Genomic DNA, 19285 nt, shown 5'->3' on the forward strand with positions numbered 1-19285 from the left:
TCGTAGCGTTTTCGAGCGAAGTGGATACCGGTTCGCGTCAAGAAAACGCGTCAAAATGAGAATCTAGAACCCCGGTGCGGGATTCTAGACGCCTTTCAGCGTTTTCATCGCCTTCGCGCACATGGCCGTTATGCCGGCCCAGTTGCCGGCGCGGATATCGGCCGCCGGGCACAGCCAGGAGCCGCCGACCGCCAGCACATTGGGCTCGGCGAGCCAGGTCGCCGCATTGGCCTCGCCGATCCCACCGGTCGGGCAGACCCTGACCTGCGGGAACGGACCGGCCAGCGCGCGCAGTGCCTTGATACCGCCGGCCTGCTCGGCGGGGAAGAATTTGACGACGTCGAAGCCGTGCGCCAGCGCCTGCATCAACTCGGATGCGGTCGCGATCCCCGGCGCGAAGGGCAGCCGGCTGGCGGCGACCGCCTTCAGCAGCTCGGGGGTCGCGCCCGGGCTGATGCCGAACCGCGCACCGAGCGCCTCGGCGCGCGCCAGATCGCCGGCATTGAGGATCGTGCCGATCCCGACCACCGCATCGGGCACCTCGGCGATGATGGCCTTTGCGGCATCGACCGCGACCGGCGTCCGCAGCGTCACCTCGAGCGTGCGCACGCCGCCGGCGACGAGCGCTTTGGCCAGCGGCACCGCGTCGGCAAGCCGCTCGATGGTCAGCACCGGGATCACGGTGGCCTGGCGGATCAGCTCGGCGATCTGGTCCTGCTTTGATGTCGTGGTCATTGCGAGGCCTTGCGGGATGGTGGGGGACGAGGCGCCTTCTTCGGCGGCATGGCGTAGCGCGGAATGATCGCGCCGGGATAGCACACCACGACACCGGCCAGCCGATGGCCCGCGCGCGCCGCCTCCTCGGGCTCGGCGCCGTTGAGCCGCGCAGCAAGATAGGCCGCGGCATAACTATCGCCGGCCGCCGTGGTATCGACCACCGGTTTCGGCAACGGCTCCGCCCTGACCTCGCGCGTCCCACCCGCAGAGCGCACGATGCAGGCCGGCTCGGCAAGCTTCAGCACGACTTCGGGGCTCGAGATGCCGGCAAGCAGTGCCGTGTTGCTCTCCCCCGGATAGAGCGGCGCCAGATCCTCGGTCGAGGCCAGCACGATATCGGCCGTCTCGAACGCATTGCTGAAAGCCTGGCGCGCGACGTTGAGGTCGGGCCAGCCGCGGGCGCGGAAATTGGTATCGAACGCGAACCGGGTGCCGAGCAGCCGCGCGCGCTTCAGCGCCAACATCAACCGCTCGCGCCCGTCCTCGCGCAGGATCGAGAGCGTGATCGCCGAGAGATAGACGAGGTCGTACGTCGCGAGCGAGTTCAACAGATCTTCCGTATCGGGCAGGTCCATCAGCTCGCGCGCGGCGGCGCCATCACGCCAGTGGAAGAAGCGCCGCTCGCCCTTGTCGTCGGTCTGGATCATGTAAAGGCCCGGCAGCTTGCCGGGCAGCCGCGCGACATGCTTGGTGCCGATTCCTTCCGCCGCCCAGCCGGCGATCATCTCATCGCTGAGCGCATCGTCGCCGAGCGCCGTGATGTAATCGATGTGGACACCGAGCCGGGACAGATAGACCGCGGTGTTGAGCGTGTCGCCGCCATAGAAGCGCGAATACAAGCCACCGATCTGCCCGCCAGGGGCCTGGCGCAGCTCGATCATGCATTCGCCGATGCTGGCAACCCTGGTCATCTCAAGAGCCGCGCTAGCCCGATGAGCTCAGGCGGCGAACTTGCCGCCGAGCTCGTCCTCGATATGGATGCGGATGATGTCGTCGAAGGTCTTCTCGGCGGTGGTGAAGCCGAGCTTCAGCGCGCGGTCGGTGGCGAAATCGCGCGGCCAGCCCGAGACGATGCCGATGATGGTCGGATCGGGCACCCGCTTGATCCGCGCGGTGACGTTCTTGCCGGCGACGCGCTCCAGCGCCGCGATCTGCTCACCGACGGTGACCGACATCCCGGGCATGCTGAGATTGCGCCGCGGCCCCATCGCGTTCAGGTCCATGGTGCCGGCATGAACCAGGAAACCGACAGCCGACTTCGGCGAGGCGTGCCAATGCCGCACGTCCTCGGAGACCGGCAGCACCGCCTCCTCGCCCGCCAGCGGCTCGCGGATGATGTTGGAGAAGAATCCGGACGCCGCCTTGTTCGGCTTGCCCGGGCGCACGCAGATCGTCGGCAGGCGAATCGAGATCCCGTCGAGCAGACCCTTGCGGGTGTAATCGTTGATCAGGAGCTCGCAGATCGACTTCTGCGTGCCGTAGCTGGTCAGCGGCGTGTGGAAGAACTCATCGCCGATCTTCTCGGGGAACGGTGCGCCGAATACCGCGATCGAGGACGTGAACACCAGCCGCGGCTTGTAACCGCCGCCGGCCGCACGGATCGCCTCGATCAGATAGCGGGTGCCGTCGAGATTGATCCGGTAACCCTTGTCGAACTCCGCCTCCGCCTCGCCCGAGACGATCGCGGCAAGGTGGAAGATCACGTCCGGCCGCTCGGCGATCAGGGGCGCGGCGGCGCCGGAATCGGCGAAGTCCGACGCGATCACCTTGAGCGGAATGTTCGCGCCCGCGGGCTTCTGCGGCTCGACCACGTCCTGCAGCGTCATCTTGGCGATGTCGCGATTGCCGAGACGGCCCTCGCGCAGCAAACGCTCGGTCAGCTTGCGGCCGACCATGCCGGCGGCGCCCAGAATCAGAATGTGCACGACCCTGCTCCTTTTCTTGTTCTTCCACGGTCCAAGGCGCGCGCGCCTATTCCTTCACGGCGCCGGTCATGGCCGACACATAATGCTCGACGAAGAAGGCGTAAAGAATGACCAGCGGCAGCGAGCCGACCAGCGCGCCCGCCATCAACGAGCCCCATTTGTAGATGTCGCCGTCGACGAACTCGTTGACGATCGCAACCGGCACCGTCTTGTTCGGCGTCGATTGCAGGAACGTCAGCGCATAGATGAACTCGTTCCAGCACAGCGTGAACGAGAAGATGAAGGCGGAGATCAGGCCCGGAATCGCCAGCGGCACGATGATCTTGACCAGGATCTGCCAGCGCGACGCGCCGTCGATCAGCGCGCATTCCTCGAGCTCATAGGGAATGGTCTTGAAATATCCCATCAGGAGCCAGGTCGAGAACGGGATCAGCAGCGTCGGGTACACCAGGATCAGCGACAGCGGCGAATCGAAGAGCCCGTAGGCCTGGATCACCGAAGCCAGCGGAATGAACAGGATCGACGGCGGCACCAGATAGGCGAAGAAGATCAGGACGCCGACAGTCTCCGCACCCTTGAAGCGCAGCCGCGTGATCGCATAGGCCGACAGCACGCTGGCGGCGATCGACAGAAACGTGGCGCCGACCGCGACATACATCGTGTTCCAGAGCCAGCGCGGATACTGGGTCTCGAACAGCAGCTTGCTGATGTGCTTGAAGGTCGGATGGATCACCCAGAACGGGTTGAACTTCTCCATGTCGATGAGCTGCTCGTCCGGTTTGATGGACGTCAGCACCATCCAGTAGAACGGGAACAGCAGCACCACGAGGATGACGAACAGCGGCAGATACAGCGTGACCACGCGCCGCGGCAGCGACTCCAGGTAGCTCATGCCCTCGGAGGCGTCGCTTGCGTTCACGGCTGCGGCTTTGGTTTGCAAGGTTGAATCAGTCATTGCTCGATCCTTGCTGCCACTTGCGGCGTTGCATGCCGAACCAGGAAATGGCGATCGCCGCGAGCAGGAACGGGATCATCGCGGTAGCGATGGCCGCGCCCTCGCCCAGTCGCCCGCTGATGATGCCGCGCTGATAGCTCAGCGTCGCCATCAGATGCGTGGCGTTGACCGGACCGCCGCGGGTCAGCGCCCAGATCAACTGGAAGTCGGTGAAGGTGAACAGCACCGAGAACGTCATCACGACGGCGATGATCGGGGTCAAGAGCGGATAGGTGATGAAGCGGAACCGCTGCCAGTTGGTCGCTCCGTCGAGCGTGGCGGCCTCATAAAGCGACGGCGACACCGTCTGCAGGCCGGCCAACAGCGTGATCGCGACGAACGGAACGCCGCGCCAGACGTTGGCGAAGATCACGCTCGCCCGCGCCCACTCCGTGTCGCCGAGGAAGTTGATGTTGCTATGGATGATGCCGAGTTTGATCAGCGACCAGGAGATGATCGAGAACTGCGAATCGTAAATCCACCAGAACGCGATCGCCGAGAGCACGGTCGGTACGATGAACGGGATCAGCACGATCGAACGGATGATCGCCTTGAACGGCATGTGCCGGTTCAGGAGCAATGCGAGGTAAAGCCCGATCGCGAATTTGATGGCGCTCGCGATAAGCGTGTAGAGCAAGGTGTTGAACACCGACAGCCAGAAGATCGAATCGTCCCACAGCCACTGGTAATTCTCGAGACCGATGAAGGCCCCGGCGCGCCCGATGCGCTCGTCGGTGAAGCTCATCCAGACGCCGAGCCCCAGCGGATAGGCCAGGAACAGGATCAGGAATGCCGCCGTCGGCAGCATGAACCAGAACGCCGCCCAATTGCGGTTTCCCTGGAGGCGCGACCACGCCGACGGCTCGCCCGTCGCGGCCGCGCGTGCCGGCATCGATGTCTGGACAGTGCTCATTCGCTCTCAGCTCCAAACCGGACGACGACACCCGACCAGTCCTGGCCGGGCGCCGCCCCGATTGCTTCAATCTCGACAGCCGGCGCCATTGCCGCGCCGGCCCTCGCTCAGCGGAAGATGCGCTTGGCCGCGCGCTCGGCCGAGGCCATCGCGGTCTTCACATCCTCGCGGCCAGTGCAGTAGTTCGCAAACATGTCGACGACGACGAAGTCGGCGATCGCGGCCGCCGCGTTCTCGCTCATCTGCGCCTCGCCTGCCGGGGTCGACGCGGTCTGGGCCACGCTCTGATACGGCGTCGTCTTCGGATCCGCAGTCCAGACCGGGTTCTTGTCGTAGCCGAGCAGGAAGTGCGACAGGTAGCCCTGCGCCGCCTCGATCCAGGGATTGAACTGATCAGGCTCCAGCATGAAGGCGGTGAACGCCTTGCAGGTCTGCGGATATTTCGAGAAGTTGAAGATCAGGATCGGGAAGCCGAGATGCAGCTCGCGCGTCTTGCCGTCGAGACCGGCGGGCAGATGGGCGTGGTTCATGTCCTCGGCGATCTGCGGATTTTCCTTCTTCGCCGTGACATAGATCGAAATGCCGTTCACGGTGAGATGCAGCTGGCCGGCGAGGAACGCCTTGTTGTTGGAGCTGTCGTTCCACGACGCGGTGCCCGGCACGAAATTATCGTACAGGCCCTTGACGTATTCGAGCGACTTCGCCGTCTCCGGCGAATTGACGACAACCTTGTTGTCCTTGTCGATCAGCTTGCCGCCATGGGCCCACAGCGCCCAGTGCAGCCAGCCGTTGGCGTCGCCCGAGGCGTGGCCGAGCGCCATGCCGGCCGGGGTGCCGTTCTTGTTCATGCCCTTCACAAGATCCGCGAAGCCGCCGAGATCCTTCGGGAACGTCTTGTGGCCCGCCTTCTCGGCGGCCGCGACACGATAATTGACCAACCCGCCGGTGGCCGCGACCGGAATGCCGATCCACTTGCCGTTCAGCATGCCGTAGGCCTTGCCGGAATCGGCCCAGCCGCCGCACTTCTTGCCGAGATAATCGGCGACGTCGGTGACGTCGACGCACTTGCTCGGGAACAGGAAGGGCAGCGAATAGAGGCCCCAGACCATGTCGAGGCCCTGCCCCGTGTTGGCCGCGACCGACGCCTTCGGCTGGATGTCGTCGTAGGATTCGTTGGAGACGTTGATCGTGACGTTGTTGGCCTTCTGGAAGGCGTCGACGATCTTCATGAACGCGACGTCTTCGGCCTCCACGAAGCGCTTCCAGCGCAGCAGATTGATCTTGGCGCCCGGCTCCGGCTTCCATTGCGCGGTCTGGGCCCAGGCCTTGGCATAGCCGAGCAGCTGATCGCTCGACATCGTTGCCGCGGCGGCCAGCATCGTGGCGCCACCCTTGAGCAGCGAACGGCGGTCAGTGTTGAAGATGGACATTGGCAATTCTCTCCCGATTTTTGGTTGTTGTTCAGAAATGATTCCTGCCGTCTGCTACGCCACGGCCGAAATCCCGGTCGAAATGATGCACTGACGAAACGTGCGGGCCGCGGTCAGCTATTCAATCGCTTCCCCGTCGAATCGTCGAACAGATGGACCAGCGCCGGATCCGGCTTGAGCCGAACCTTGTCGCCCGGGTTGAACAGATGGCGCTCGCGGAACACGGCGACGACCTGCTCGCCGCCGAGCTTGGCGAACACCTGGGTCTCCGAGCCGGTCGGCTCGACCACCACGATCTCGGCCTCGGCGCCGTCATCGGCGATGGTGAAATGCTCGGGCCGCACGCCGTAGACGGCGGGCTTGCCGTCGGAATTGGCGGGCGCCGATTTCAGCGGCAATTTGACGCCGTTCGGCCCTTCGAAATAGGCGGCGCCGTTCACCTTGACGCTGCCCTTGAGGAAATTCATCGCGGGCGAGCCGATGAAGCCGGCGACGAACTGGTTCGCCGGCGTGTCGTAGAGCTCGAGCGGCGAGCCCATCTGCTCGACGATGCCGTCATGCATCACCACGATCTTGTCGGCCATGGTCATGGCCTCGATCTGGTCGTGGGTGACGTAGACGGTGGTGGTGCGCAGCCGCTGGTGCAGCTCCTTGATCTCGGTGCGCATCGCGACGCGCAGCTTGGCGTCGAGGTTCGACAGCGGCTCGTCGAACAGGAACACCTGCGGATCGCGCACGATGGCGCGGCCCATCGCGACGCGCTGGCGCTGGCCGCCGGAGAGCTGGCGGGGATAGCGATCGAGCAGCGGCGTCAGCGCCAGGATTTCCGCGGCGCGTTTCACGCCGGTCGAGATCTCCTCGGGCTTGGCGCCGCGCAGCTTGAGCGAGAAGCCCATGTTGTCGGCGACCGTCATGTGCGGATAGAGCGCGTAGTTCTGGAACACCATCGCAATGTCGCGCTCTTTGGGCTGGACATTGTTGACGACGCGCTCGCCGATCGAGATCGTGCCGGAGGTGATGTTCTCGAGCCCCGCCAGCATGCGCAGCAGGGTCGACTTGCCGCAGCCGGAGGGGCCGACCAGAACGACGAATTCGCCGTCCTCGATCGGGATCGACACGCCGTGCAGGACCTCAAAATTGCCGAACGATTTCCGCACGTCGCGAATCTGGACCGACGACATCCACTTCCCTCCTCAAGTTCCCGACAGCGTACGACGAGTGCCGTCACCGCTCTGTTTTGTTCTGACCGCGCTGGGTGCGCCGCACTGTTGGACTGACGTTATTGTCCGCAGTTTATCCGGTTTTGGCAATCGTTCGATTAGCAATCGCTTGGTAGCGCTGTCAATATCGGTTTGTCTGCGACCATCGTCGTGATATGAGCGCTAAATGGCCCGAAAACGCATCACGCCAGGCAAGATCCGGCTCGCCGAAGTCGCAAAACTCGCCGGCGTCAGCCCGATTACGGCCTCGCGCTTCTTCAGGAATCCGGAAGCGCTCTCGGCCGGCAAACGCGCCAGGGTCGAAAGTGCGGCAAAAGAGCTCGGTTACGTGCCCAATCTCGCGGCACGCGCGCTTGCGTCGCAGCGTACCGAGGTGATCGGTGTCCTGATCCCGTCGCTGACCAACAATGTGTTCTCCGATGTGCTGCGCGGCATCTATGACGCGCTCGACGGCAGCCGCTACAGCATCCAGCTCGCCAACACCCGCTACAGCATCCTGCAGGAAGAGCGGCTGTTGCGTCTTTTTCTGGCACAGAAGCCGGCAGGCCTGATCGTCACCGGGATCAATCAGACCCCCGATTCACGCGCCATCATGGAGACGGTCGATTGCCCGATCGTCCAGATCATGGAGGTCGGCCCTTCGCCGATCGACATGATGATCGGATTCTCGCATTTTGACGCGGCAAAAGCCGCGATCGGCCATCTGCTCGCGCAGGGCTACCGCCGGATCGGCTTCCTCGGCGCGCGGATGGATCCGCGGGTGCAGCGCCGGCTCGACGGTTATCGCGCTGCGATGACGGACGCCGCGCTATTCGATCCCCAGCTCATTGTCACCACGGCGATCCCGACCTCGGTGACGCTGGGCGGAACGTTGTTTGCCGACCTGCTCGCCAAGGCACCGGACATCGACGCGGTGTTCTGCGTCAATGACGACCTCGCGCTCGGCGCGCTGTTCGAATGCAAGCGGCGCCACATGGCGGTGCCGGGGCAGATGGCCATCGTCGGCTTCAACGACCTCGAATTCATGGCGTCGAGCGAGCCGACCCTGAGCAGCGTGCGCACCAATCGCTACGAAATGGGCAGAAACGCTGCCACGATGGTGATCGAGACGCTGGAAGGCCACCGGCCGGCGGAGGCCGTCGTCGATCTCGGCTTCAGCGTCATGGAACGGCAAAGCTCGGCGCGACGCGGCTGACATCCGTCCGACACCAACCTGTCACAAGGGACGCGAAAAATGACAAAATGGTAGCGCAACCAAGTGCCTTCAACTAAGGTCCAATCCATCAAGCGAAACACCTGTGCGTGATCGTCGAGGTTTGTAATGCGCGACGATTTGCGCGAGGTAGAACAACGTTGAACCAGAGCCCTTGAATGGGCCCATCAAGAATTGCATTGCGGGAGAAACCAATGACAAAACCCCACACCAACGGGCACGGCGCCGCAGGCGAGGCCACCAAGGGCAAGGGCCGCAGGCTCCGCTCCCAGGAATGGTTCGACAACCCGCATAATCCGGGCATGACCGCGCTCTATCTCGAGCGCTATCTCAATTACGGCCTGACGCGCGAGGAATTGCAGTCCGGCAAGCCGATCATCGGCATCGCGCAAACCGGCAACGATCTGTCGCCCTGCAACCGGCATCACCTCGAGCTTGCGGACCGCGTCCGCGAGGGTATCCGCGCCGCCGGCGGCATTGCGATGGAGTTTCCGACCCATCCGATCCAGGAAACCGGCAAGCGCCCGACCGCGGCGCTCGACCGCAACCTCGCCTATCTCGGCCTCGTCGAGGTGCTGTTCGGCTACCCGCTCGATGGCGTGGTGCTGACCACCGGCTGCGACAAGACCACCCCGGCCTGCATGATGGCGGCGGCAACCGTCAATCTGCCGTCGATCGTGCTGTCGGGCGGGCCGATGCTGAACGGCTGGCACGAGGGCCAGCGCACCGGCTCTGGCACCGTGGTATGGAAGGCGCGTGAGCGGCTCGCCGCGGGCGAGATCGACTATGAGCAGTTCATCGAGATCGTGGCCTCCTCGGCGCCGTCGGTCGGCCATTGCAACACGATGGGCACCGCCTCCACGATGAACTCGCTCGCGGAAGCGCTCGGCTTCTCGCTGCCGGGCTGCGCGGCGATCCCGGCGCCCTATCGCGAGCGCGGCCAGATCGCCTACGAGACCGGCAAGCGCATCGTCGACATGGTCTGGGAAGACCTCAAGCCATCGGATTTCCTGACCCGCGAGGCGTTCGAGAACTGCATCGTGGTCAACTCCGCGATCGGCGGCTCGACCAACGCGCCGATCCACATCAACGCGCTGGCGCGCCATGTCGGCGTCGAGCTGTCGATCGACGACTGGCAGAAATATGGCCACGACGTGCCACTTTTGGTGAATATGCAGCCGGCCGGTTTCTACCTCGGCGAGGAGTATCACCGGGCCGGCGGCGTGCCCTCGGTGGTGCGCGAGCTGATCAAGCACAAGCGCATCCATGAAGGCGCCCTCACCGTTAACGGCCGCACCATGGGCGAGAACTGCAAGGAAGCACCGCAGCCCGACAACGACGTGATCTGGGGCTACGACAAGCCGCTGGTGAAGGATGCCGGCTTTCTGGTCTTGCGCGGCAATCTCTTCGATTCCGCGATCATGAAGACCAGCGTGATCTCGAAGGAATTCCGCGATCGCTACCTGTCCAACCCGAAGGACCTCAACGCCTTCGAGGGCCGCGCCATCGTGTTCGAGGGCCCGGAGGACTATCACGCACGGATCGAGGATCCCGCGCTCGACATCGACGAGCACTGCGTCCTGTTCGTCCGCGGCACCGGCCCGATCGGCTATCCCGGCGGCGCCGAGGTCGTGAACATGCAGCCGCCGGCGGCGCTGATCAAACGCGGCATCCTGTCCCTGCCCTGCATCGGCGACGGGCGGCAGTCCGGTACCTCGGGCTCGCCCTCGATCCTCAACGCCTCGCCGGAAGCCGCCGCCGATGGCGGGCTTGCGATCCTCAAGACCGACGACAAGGTGCGCATCGACCTCAACAAGGGCAGCGCCAACATCATGATCTCGGAGGACGAGCTGCGCACCCGCCGCGCCGAGCTGAAGGCCAAGGGCGGCTTCCCGCACCCGGCCAACCAGACGCCGTGGCAGGAGCTCTACCGGCAGACCGTCGGTCAGCACGCGACCGGCGCCTGTCTCGAGCTCGCAACGCGCTACCACGACATTGCCGGCAAGGTCGGCGTGGCGCGGGATAACCACTAGAGCATCGAAGCTGTCATTGCCGGGCTTGACCCGGCAATCCATCGCTCTTCGCAAGATGGATGCGCGGGTCAAGCCCGCGCATGACGCCGGAAAAACCTGCCAGAGCTAAAGGAAGAAACGCATGTCAGACAGACTGAAGGGAAAGCGCGCCGTCGTCACCGCCGCAGCGGCCGGCATCGGGCGCGCATGCGCGATCGCATTCGCCCATGAAGGCGCGACCGTGATTGCCACCGACATCAACGAGAGCGGCATCGCCACGCTGGGCAAGGACGGCATCGCCGAGACCGCCCGGCTCGACGTTCGCAGCACCGCTGACGTCAACAGCTTCGCCAAGCGCGTCGGCAAGATCGACGTCCTGCTCAATGCGGCGGGCTTCGTGCATCACGGCACCATTCTGGAGTGCTCCGACGAAGACTTCGACTTCTCGTTCGATCTCAACGTCAAATCCATGCATCGGACCATCAAGGCATTTCTGCCCGCAATGCTGGCAGGCGGCGGCGGCAGCATCGTCAACATTTCGTCCTGCGCAGCGTTGCGGCCGCCGGCCAATCGCTACGTCTACAGTGCGTCGAAGGCCGCGGTTTCGCTGCTGACGCGCGCGGTCGCGCTCGACTTCATCACCCAGGGCATCCGCTGCAACGCGATCTGCCCCGGCACCGTCGAGACGCCCTCGATGCTGGAGCGCGCAGCTGCCGCGGGTCCGGACGGGCGCGAGAAGTTCGTCGCCCGCCAGAAGATGGGCCGGCTCGGCACCGCCGAGGAGATCGCGGCCATGGCTGTGTATCTTGCAAGCGACGAAGCCGCATTCACCACCGGCGTCGACATGGTCGTCGACGGCGGGTTCATGCTCTGACGTCCCCGATCAAAAGGCATTCAGCATGAACAAGATCGATCTCAACGGCCGCGCCGCTGTCGTCACCGGAGGCGCGCAGGGGTTTGGCCGCGCCATCACCGAGCGCTTCGTCGCATCCGGCGCCAAGGTCGCGATCTGGGATTTCGATCAGCCGCTGGCGGAGAAGACCGCCAGGGCGATCGGCGAGAACGTAATCGCGATCAAGACCGACGTCACCGATCCCGACGCGGTCGACGCCGCGCGCGATCAGACGCTCAGGGCATTCGGCAGGATCGACATTCTCGTCAACAACGCCGGCATCACCGGCGCCAACAAGCCGGTATGGGAAACCGATCTCGACGACTGGCGCAGGGTGATGCGCCTCAATCTCGAGGGGCCCTTCATCTGCTGCAAGGCGATCGTGCCGACCATGATCGGCCAGAAGTATGGCCGCATCGTCAACATCGCCTCGATCGCCGGCAAGGAAGGCAATCCGAACGCCGCGCATTATTCGTCGTCGAAGGCCGGCCTGATCGCGCTGACAAAATCGCTCGGCAAGGAGCTCGCGCAGCACGACATCCTGGTCAATGCGGTGACGCCGGCGGCGGCCAAGACCGCGATCTTCGACCAGATGACGCAGCAGCACATCGACTTCATGCTGTCGAAGATTCCAAAGGCCCGCTTCGTGCTGGTCGAGGAGCTGGCCGCGATGGTGGCGTGGCTGGCTTCGGAGGATTGCGCCTTTTCGACCGGCGCGGTGTTCGACATCTCCGGCGGCCGGGCGACGTACTAGCTCGCGCGCCTCGCCGGCTGCCGCAGCGCGGCGACGAGATGATCAGCAAGCAATGATGCCGCGTGCGACAGATTTTGCGCGCGGTGCAACCGGATCTCCGCCCGTGGTAGTCGCGGCATGCCGTCGCGCGCGGTCAAGCGTCGCAGCGCCGGCGGAAAGGTGCCCGACTTGACCACGGTGATGGCGAGCCCCTGCGCCGCGATTGCCTCGACGGCGGACAGGCTATGGCTGACAAAGGCGAGCCGCCATGGCCGGTTCGCCTCATCGAGCGCCTGCATCGCCCAGCTCCGGAACAGGCAGCCCTGCGGATAGAGCGCGACCGGCAGCGGATCGAGCTCCTCGATGCGATGCGATGCGCTGGCGGCCCAGACCGCCTGCTCGGTGCGCAGCAGCTCGCCCTCGCCGCGCCCCTCGGGATGCATCGCGATCACGAGGTCATAGGCCTCGCCGAGCCGGTCCGTCATCGACGACGTCAGCCCCGTCTCCATCTCGACATGGATCAGCGGATAGTTGGCGACAAACTCCTTGAGCAGCGGCGGGACGATCAACGTCCCGTAGTCGTCCATCACGCCAAGGCGAACCCGCCCGTCGGTGCCGTGCGCGCGCACCCGGCCGACCGCCTCCGCGTTCAGGCTCAGGATGCGGCGGGCGTAACCGAGCAATCCCTCTCCGGCGGCGCTCAGATCGACGCTGGACGTGCTGCGGTGAAACAGCTCGGCCTGTAGCCGCTCCTCCAGCCGCTTCACCTGCATGCTGACGGCGGATTGGGTCCGGTTCAGCGCGGAAGCGGCGCGGGTGAAGGAGCGATGGTCGGCAACTGCGACAAAGGCCTGTAGCAGATCGGGGTCAAGGACGGGCGCACTCATAACGATCCGTGATTTGTTCGATCAAATCTATTCCATTCCCTGATTATGTCGCTGTCCCTAGATTGCGCAAGCGAAACAAACGGCTGGAAGCGGGATGGGCGAGATCTGGGGGGTATTGGCGGCGGTGACGTCGAGCGCGCTCGGCGGAACCTCGATCGGGGCGACGCGGTATCTCGCCGGCACCATCGATCCGCTGGCGATCGGCGCGTTCCGTTTCGGGATCGGCGTCCTGCTGCTGCTGCCGCTGGCGCTGCTGCAACGCCGGAGCTGGCCGCAGCAGCGCGACTGGCTCGGCGTCACCGGCCTCGGCCTGCTGTTCTTTGCGGCGTTTCCGATCCTGTTCAATGCCTCGCTGATCTTTACGACCGCAGCGCGCGGCGCGCTCGCGCTTTCGACCCTCCCGCTGCTGACCATGCTGGTCGGCGCCGCGCTCGGTGCCGAGCCACTCACCGCGCGCAAGACTAAGGGCGTGCTGGTCACGATCCTCGGTGTCTCGATGGCGCTGCTCTCCGGCCTCGCCACGGCGCCGCCGGGCGCCTGGCGCGGCGACCTCCTGATGGTGGCGGCTGCGCTGTGCATGGCGCTCTACAGCATCTGGTCGAGACCGTTCATCCGCCGCTCCGGCCCGATCCCCTTCACCACGCTCGCGATGGCGGCCGGGGCCGTGGTCCTGATCACGGCCTCGCTGCTGCGCGGCAGTTTTGCGCCGGTCGCGGATTTCGGTGTGCCGCAATGGTTCGGCGCGACCTATCTTGGCGCCTTCGGCGCAGCGCTCACCTTCTATCTCTGGGCCTTCGCGCTGGAGCGGACCACGCCGACCCGGGTGGCGATCTCGGTCACCGTCAATCCGATCGCGGCATCGCTGGTCGGCGCAGCCCTGCTCGGCGAACCGCTGAGCTGGAATCTGGTGGCCGGCATCGTCACCGTGTTTGCCGGCATCTGGATCGCGACCACCCAGCCGCAACATGCCCATGCGGCGGAGCCCGCCGTCGCACCGGACGCGCGCTGAGCCGCAGCGCCACCAGCCAAGCCGTTACCGAATCCGTGCTAGCCTGACGCTCCGGTCCAAGCGAGCCTGAGGCGACACGCCATTGAACATTTCCCTCTACGACGTCTCCGTCTGGGTGCTGCCGCTGGTCATCGCCATCACCTTCCACGAAGCGGCGCACGGCTTCCTCGCGCACCGGCTCGGCGACGACACCGCCTGGAAGCTCGGCCGCGTCAGCTTCAACCCGCTAAAACACATCGACCCGTTCGGCACGCTGATCCTGCCCGCGATGCTGCTGTTTGCGCATTCGCCGTTCCTGTTCGGCTACGCCAAGCCGGTGCCGGTGAACTTCCGCAAGCTCAACCATCCCAAGCTCGACATGGTCTGGGTGGCGCTGGCCGGCCCGGTCACCAACATCATTCTGGCGACCGCGGCGGCGCTGGCATTCCACGCGCTGCCATTGGTTCCGGCCGATGCGGCAAAATGGACCGCGGACAATCTGAAAAACGCCTTCCTGATCAACATCGTGCTCGCGATCTTCAACATGATGCCGATCCCGCCGCTGGATGGCGGCCGGGTCGCGGTCGGGCTTTTGCCGCGGCCGCTGGCGAGCCCGCTGGCCCGGCTGGAGCCCTTCGGCATGCTGATCCTGATCGGGCTGTTGATCCTGCTGCCCGTGATTGGCACGCAGATCGGCCTAAATCTTGATGTTATTTCAACGATACTGCGAACTCTGACCGGCTATGTAATCAACGCCCTTCTCCTCATTACCGGAAACACATAGCCTTGATTTGCGCATGACCTGATCGGAAAATCGGTACCCAATTTCCGGGTCGTGCGTGGGGACAGGAACGCTTCGAGGCCATGGTGATCAAAGCTGCCGATATGCTGATTGCGCGACGCGCCGACACCCGCGCGCGGGCTGACTTTGCGACCTGGAAAATGATGGCCAAGCTGAACGGCGCCTCCGCGCTGCCGCCCGAGGCGCAGAATTTCCTGGCCATCTACAAGCGGCTGCTGGAGCAGATGAACGACGCCGAGGCCAGCGAGGCGACGATCCAGGAGATGTATCGCACCTACTATGCGGAGATGGGCGGCGCCGGCAAGGCGCCGGAGGTTCCGGCGCGCACGCGCGAACCGGTCGCCGACACCGGCAACGTCACCGCATTCCGCCGCCTGCCGGCCAAGAAGGCGACCGCCTCCGATCCGAACGCCAAGCGTCCGATGCCGGTGGCGCTGATCTTCGCCTGCCTCGTCGTGGTCTACGTCGCGATCCGTTACTACTGGAAATAGCGCCGTCGGCGCGTCACCTCAGCCCAGCTTTCATGATCGATGCACGGATGCCGCGGCATCCCGTCGCGCGTCGCCGGCCACCCGATCGCCGCCGCGTGGAATATCGCGCGCGATCGATCGCAGCGGTGCCCTAGGCGATGCGCCCGATGCCGGGCATAATGCGGAACTCAAAAAAACAAAATCATACTGGAGGGAAGATGAAGCGTTCCATTGCAGCCTCGGTCGCGACAGCCTTGGTCATGACGACGAGTCTTGTGCTCGTCACCGGCGCGTCGGCGCAGACGATGGACAAGGTCGCCAAGGTCGGCGCGCTCGGCGATCAATCCGGGCTCTACCAGGATATCGGCGGTCCCGGCTCGACGGTGGCCGCGCAGATGGCGATCGAGGATTCCGGACTGCTGGCCAAGGGCTGGAAGATCGACCTGATCTCGGCCGATCACCAGAACAAGCCCGATGTCGCCGTCAACATCGGCAAGCAGTGGATCGATGTCGAGAAGGTCGACGTGTTCGTCGACCTCGCCGCCTCCAATGTCGGGCTCGCGATTGCCAACCTCGCCAAGGAGAAGAACGTCGTCAATTTGAACTCGGGCTCGGCTTCGTCGGACCTCACGGGCGCGCAGTGCTCGCCGAACACGGTGCACTGGGTCTACGACACCTACATGCTCGCCAACGGCACCGGCAAGGCGCTGGTGAAATCCGGCGGCGACACCTGGTTCTTCCTCACCGCAGACTACGCGTTCGGCCAGGCGCTCGAACGCGACACCTCGAACGTCGTCATCGCGAATGGCGGCAAGGTGCTCGGCAGCGTCAAGCATCCGCTCAACAACGCGGACTTCTCGTCCTTCCTGCTGCAGGCGCAAAGCTCGAAGGCCAAGATCGTCGGCCTTGCCAATGCCGGCGGCGACACCACCAACGCGATCAAGCAGGCCGCCGAATTCGGCATCGTCTCGGGTGGCCAACGGCTCGCGGGCATGCTGCTGTTCATCACCGACATCAATGCGCTCGGTCTCAACGTCGCGCAGGGCCTGAACTTCACCGAGACGTTCTACTGGGACATGAACGACCAGACCCGCGCCTTCACCAAGCGCTTCATGGAGCGCTTCAAGAAGAACCCGCCGACCATGGTGCAGGCCGGCGTCTATTCGTCGCTGATCCACTATTTCAAGGCGCTGGAGGCGCTCGGCGGCAATCCGCATGACGGCCGCGCCGTGGTCGCCAAGATGAAGGAGATGCCGACCGACGATCCACTGTTCGGAAAGGGCTCGATCCGCGTCGACGGCCGCAAGATCCACCCCGCCTATCTGTTCGAGGTCAAGAAGCCGTCGGAGTCGAAATATCCGTGGGACTACTACAAGCTGATCGCCACCATCCCCGCGGATGAAGCCTTCCTGCCGCTCGAGAAGAGCGTCTGCCCGCTGGTGAAGAAGAGCTGACCCTCGTTATTCCGGGCTCGCCGACGCGTCCGCGCAAAGCGCGGCCCGATGATATCGACGCTTGCGGCCAAACTCTCGGTGTCATCACCCGCGAAAGCCGGTGATCCAGTATTCCAGAGACAGTCGTTATTGAGCCGATGGGCCGCGGCGTACTGGATCGCCCGATCGAGCCGGGCGATGACAGCGAGGATGGGGACGCAGCTTCATCGTCTCGCGACATGAATCGTCCGAGTACTGCGTTTCGAATTGCGCGCGTTGCGCGCTACTTCTTCGGCTTGTTGTAGTTGACGTCGAGGCTGAAGGAGAACTGATCCTGGGTCAGGTCGGCGGGCGGCGCCGGGACCGGATCGGAACGGTGGACCATCGAGAGCGCCGCGTCGTCGAAGGCGGCGTCGCCGGACGATTCCATCACCGCGACCGACAACACCTTGCCGACGCGGTTGAGCACGAGAGCGATCTTCACCTTGGCCGTCTTGGCCTTGCCGTTCTCGGGGAATTTCTTGTGTAGGTCGAGATAGGCGCTGATCTTCTTGCCCCATTTGGCGGTCAGCAGGAGCTTGTCCTTGCCGATGCCGGGGTTGGGTGCCTTGGTGGTCTCCGACTGACGCGCATCTTCCAGCTTGGTCGGCGCGGCCGCTTCCGAGGCCTGCACCGCTTCCTGCGCGTTGGTCTCGACCTTCGCGACCTTGGCCTCCTCCTCCTTCTGCTTCTTGGTGGTGTCTTCCGTCACGATGCGGTCGGGGTCGTCGGCCTCATCCGGCTTGGCCTGAGGCAGGTCGGTATCCTTCACCTCGGCCTTCTGCTGCGCCATTTCCTGCACGGCCTGCTGGTCGTCAGCCGGCGCGCCGGGCGGTGCCGCATCATCAGGCGCGTCCGCGGAGGCAAGCTCGACGGCATATTCCGCACCTGCAGCGCCGAGACCCTCGTCGCCATCGTCGCCGCGCAAATTGGTCAGCGCCAGCGCCGCACCGCCCAGATGCAACGCAACCGCCGTCACCGCGGCAATCACCCAAAGCCGTTTCGACGTCCGCAGATCGAGATCGGGGTTGGTGGACATCGCACTTCGCCGTCAGGGTTTGGCCGGGTCGGCCTGTGCCGCCGCCGGCGCTCCCGGAACGCCCTCGAGCGTCACCAGCTTCACATGGGTGTAGCCGCCGGCGCGCAGCAGCTCCATCACGCCCATCAGCTCGCCATAGGGCACGACGCGATCGGCACGCAGGAACACGTATTTGTCCCTGCTCATGTCCGGCACCGCGTCGAGCGAGTTGATCAGGTCCGCCCGCTTCACGGCGTTCTCTCCGATCGCCAACGTCAGGTCGGGCTTGATGCTGAGATAGGTCGGCTTGTCCGGCTTCTTCTGCGGCGTGGCGCTCGAGGTCGGCAAATCGATCGGCAGGTCGACGGTCGAGAGCGGCGCCGCCACCATGAAGATGATCAGCAGCACCAGCATGACGTCGATGAACGGCGTGACGTTGATCTCGTGGGATTCCGCGAAATCGTCGTCGCCATCGTTCTCGGAGATCGAGACTGCCATCGCCTACTCCGCCGCCGCGGCGCGCGGATGCGCGCTGCGCGGAACGTCACCATGGGTACGGTCGAGATCGCGCGACAGCAGCCGCCCTGCCGCACCCGAGGCGCGGTTGACGAGCTCGAGATAGACCTTCGTGACGCGCGAGAAGTGGTTGTAGATGATCACCGCTGGGATCGCCGCGACGAGACCGATCGCGGTTGCGAGCAGCGCTTCCGCGATACCCGGCGCCACCACGGCGAGGTTCGTCGTCTGCGATTTCGAAATGCCGATGAAGCTGTTCATGATGCCCCAGACGGTGCCGAACAGGCCGACGAACGGCGACGTCGCGCCGATGGTCGCAAGCAGGCCCATGCCGACGCGGATCTTGCGGGCTTCGGCGCGCACGATCTCGGCGAAGCTCGACGCCGCGCGCTCCTTGATGCCGCTGTCGCTCGATATGCCCGCCGATAGGCGTCCCTCGCGCATCGCAGCCGCAATGAACGACGACAGCACGCTGCCCTTGGCGCCGAGCGCGAACTGCGCTTCCGCCAGGGAACGCGATTCAGCGATCTTGGCGAGCGCCCCGCGCAGCTTGCTCTGCGCGACGGTCAGCTCGACCATCTTGGCGATGAACACCGTCCAGGTGACGAGCGAGGCGAAGGCGAGACCGAGCATCACCGCCTTCACGATGATGTCGGCGTTCAGGAACATATTCCACGGCGACAATTCGTGCAGGCCGGTGGAGGTCGACTTCAGTGACTTGGCATCGCCGCTCGCGGGCACGGCCGCTGACGCATCGAGCGCCGTCGGTGCCGGAGCCGCCGCGGCAGGCGCCGGCGCGGCCTGCGCTTGCGGCGCCGGCTGGGCCACCGGCGCGGCCTGGGCGGCCGCCGCAGGCTGGGCAGCCGGAGCTTGCGCCGCCGGTGCGGGCTGAGGCCGGGTCACGGGCGCGGGCTGCGCGGCAGGCGCCGCTTGCTGCTGCGCCGAAGACGGCGCGGCCAGCATCAGTATCGCCAGCGAGGCGATCACGGCGGATGCAGCGGGGAACAACTTGGATGTCATCAT

General features: G+C 64.9%; 19 protein-coding genes. 8 read left to right on the plus strand and 11 right to left on the minus strand.

Translation table 11 applies throughout. The features are described from left to right. Positions 1 to 84: 84 nt before the first annotated feature. From eda to BI327_RS12325, 7 genes are all read right to left on the minus strand, one after another. Complete coding sequence (gene eda, locus BI327_RS12295; RefSeq protein ID WP_076860476.1) at positions 85 to 735, minus strand: bifunctional 4-hydroxy-2-oxoglutarate aldolase/2-dehydro-3-deoxy-phosphogluconate aldolase; 651 nt, start codon at positions 733 to 735, stop codon at positions 85 to 87. Then, positions 732 to 1688: a sugar kinase gene (locus BI327_RS12300; protein WP_076860477.1), complete on the minus strand. Its 957-nt coding sequence runs from the start codon at positions 1686 to 1688 to the stop codon at positions 732 to 734. Before BI327_RS12300 ends, eda begins: the two co-directional genes overlap by 4 nt. A 27-nt stretch (positions 1689 to 1715) precedes the next feature. Beyond that, the gene (gene denD / locus BI327_RS12305) at positions 1716 to 2702 is read right to left on the minus strand and encodes a D-erythronate dehydrogenase (RefSeq protein ID WP_076860478.1); all 987 of its coding nucleotides are present in this window, start codon (positions 2700 to 2702) and stop codon (positions 1716 to 1718) included. Between the two features lie 46 nt (positions 2703 to 2748). After that, positions 2749 to 3657 (minus strand): carbohydrate ABC transporter permease, encoded by a 909-nt coding sequence (locus BI327_RS12310; RefSeq protein WP_076860479.1) that lies wholly within the window; start codon positions 3655 to 3657, stop codon positions 2749 to 2751. Then, complete coding sequence (locus BI327_RS12315) at positions 3650 to 4609, minus strand: carbohydrate ABC transporter permease (protein ID WP_076860480.1); 960 nt, start codon at positions 4607 to 4609, stop codon at positions 3650 to 3652. The genes BI327_RS12310 and BI327_RS12315 overlap by 8 nt, the downstream gene beginning before the upstream one ends. Positions 4610 to 4716: 107 nt before the next feature. Continuing rightward, positions 4717 to 6039, minus strand: coding sequence for an ABC transporter substrate-binding protein (locus tag BI327_RS12320; RefSeq protein WP_076860481.1), 1323 nt, complete (start codon positions 6037 to 6039; stop codon positions 4717 to 4719). A 113-nt stretch (positions 6040 to 6152) separates the two neighbouring features. Then, complete coding sequence (locus BI327_RS12325) at positions 6153 to 7220, minus strand: ABC transporter ATP-binding protein (protein WP_076860482.1); 1068 nt, start codon at positions 7218 to 7220, stop codon at positions 6153 to 6155. 205 nt (positions 7221 to 7425) lie between these two features. Here BI327_RS12325 and BI327_RS12330 point away from each other — a divergent pair, with 205 nt between their 5' ends. The 4 genes from BI327_RS12330 to BI327_RS12345 all read left to right on the plus strand — a co-directional run bounded on the left by BI327_RS12330 (position 7426) and on the right by BI327_RS12345 (position 12130). Then, entirely contained in the window at positions 7426 to 8454 is a 1029-nt protein-coding gene (locus BI327_RS12330) for an HTH-type transcriptional regulator GntR (RefSeq protein WP_076860483.1), read from the plus strand. Positions 8455 to 8666: 212 nt separating this feature from the next. After that, entirely contained in the window at positions 8667 to 10505 is a 1839-nt protein-coding gene (locus tag BI327_RS12335; protein WP_076860484.1) for an IlvD/Edd family dehydratase, read from the plus strand. Positions 10506 to 10626: 121 nt separating this feature from the next. Continuing rightward, positions 10627 to 11358, plus strand: coding sequence for an SDR family oxidoreductase (locus tag BI327_RS12340; RefSeq protein ID WP_076860485.1), 732 nt, complete (start codon positions 10627 to 10629; stop codon positions 11356 to 11358). Between the two features lie 25 nt (positions 11359 to 11383). Continuing rightward, positions 11384 to 12130, plus strand: coding sequence for an SDR family NAD(P)-dependent oxidoreductase (locus BI327_RS12345; protein WP_076860486.1), 747 nt, complete (start codon positions 11384 to 11386; stop codon positions 12128 to 12130). Here BI327_RS12345 and BI327_RS12350 read toward each other — a convergent pair. Continuing rightward, entirely contained in the window at positions 12127 to 12996 is an 870-nt protein-coding gene (locus BI327_RS12350; protein WP_076860487.1) for a LysR substrate-binding domain-containing protein, read from the minus strand. The genes BI327_RS12345 and BI327_RS12350 overlap by 4 nt on opposite strands. Positions 12997 to 13090: 94 nt before the next feature. Between BI327_RS12350 and BI327_RS12355 the strand changes: the two genes are divergently transcribed. The 4 genes from BI327_RS12355 (at position 13091) to BI327_RS12370 (ending at position 16710) form a co-directional block, all read left to right on the plus strand. Beyond that, positions 13091 to 14005 (plus strand): DMT family transporter, encoded by a 915-nt coding sequence (locus tag BI327_RS12355; protein ID WP_076860488.1) that lies wholly within the window; start codon positions 13091 to 13093, stop codon positions 14003 to 14005. An 82-nt stretch (positions 14006 to 14087) separates the two neighbouring features. Continuing rightward, positions 14088 to 14768 (plus strand): site-2 protease family protein, encoded by a 681-nt coding sequence (locus BI327_RS12360; protein ID WP_076860489.1) that lies wholly within the window; start codon positions 14088 to 14090, stop codon positions 14766 to 14768. A 101-nt stretch (positions 14769 to 14869) separates the two neighbouring features. Further along, a complete protein-coding gene (locus BI327_RS12365) occupies positions 14870 to 15277 on the plus strand; it encodes a hypothetical protein (RefSeq protein ID WP_076860776.1) in 408 nt (135 codons plus the stop codon). A gap of 239 nt (positions 15278 to 15516) precedes the next feature. Then, the gene (locus BI327_RS12370) at positions 15517 to 16710 is read left to right on the plus strand and encodes an ABC transporter substrate-binding protein (RefSeq protein WP_394329854.1); all 1194 of its coding nucleotides are present in this window, start codon (positions 15517 to 15519) and stop codon (positions 16708 to 16710) included. A gap of 262 nt (positions 16711 to 16972) precedes the next feature. Here BI327_RS12370 and BI327_RS12375 read toward each other — a convergent pair whose 3' ends face one another. Genes BI327_RS12375 through exbB form a run of 3 tightly spaced genes read right to left on the minus strand, consistent with a single transcriptional unit; the run spans position 16973 to position 19285 of the window. Then, positions 16973 to 17767, minus strand: a complete 795-nt coding sequence (locus BI327_RS12375) for a TonB family protein (RefSeq protein WP_076860491.1) — start codon at positions 17765 to 17767, stop codon at positions 16973 to 16975. 12 nt (positions 17768 to 17779) lie between these two features. Beyond that, on the minus strand, positions 17780 to 18244 hold the full coding sequence (gene exbD / locus BI327_RS12380) for a TonB system transport protein ExbD (protein ID WP_076860492.1): 465 nt from the start codon (positions 18242 to 18244) through the stop codon (positions 17780 to 17782). A 3-nt stretch (positions 18245 to 18247) separates the two neighbouring features. Beyond that, positions 18248 to 19285: a tonB-system energizer ExbB gene (exbB, locus tag BI327_RS12385; RefSeq protein WP_394329848.1), complete on the minus strand. Its 1038-nt coding sequence runs from the start codon at positions 19283 to 19285 to the stop codon at positions 18248 to 18250.

It is taken from the genome of Bradyrhizobium mercantei (assembly GCF_001982635.1).
Classification (GTDB): Bacteria; Pseudomonadota; Alphaproteobacteria; order Rhizobiales; family Xanthobacteraceae; genus Bradyrhizobium; species Bradyrhizobium mercantei.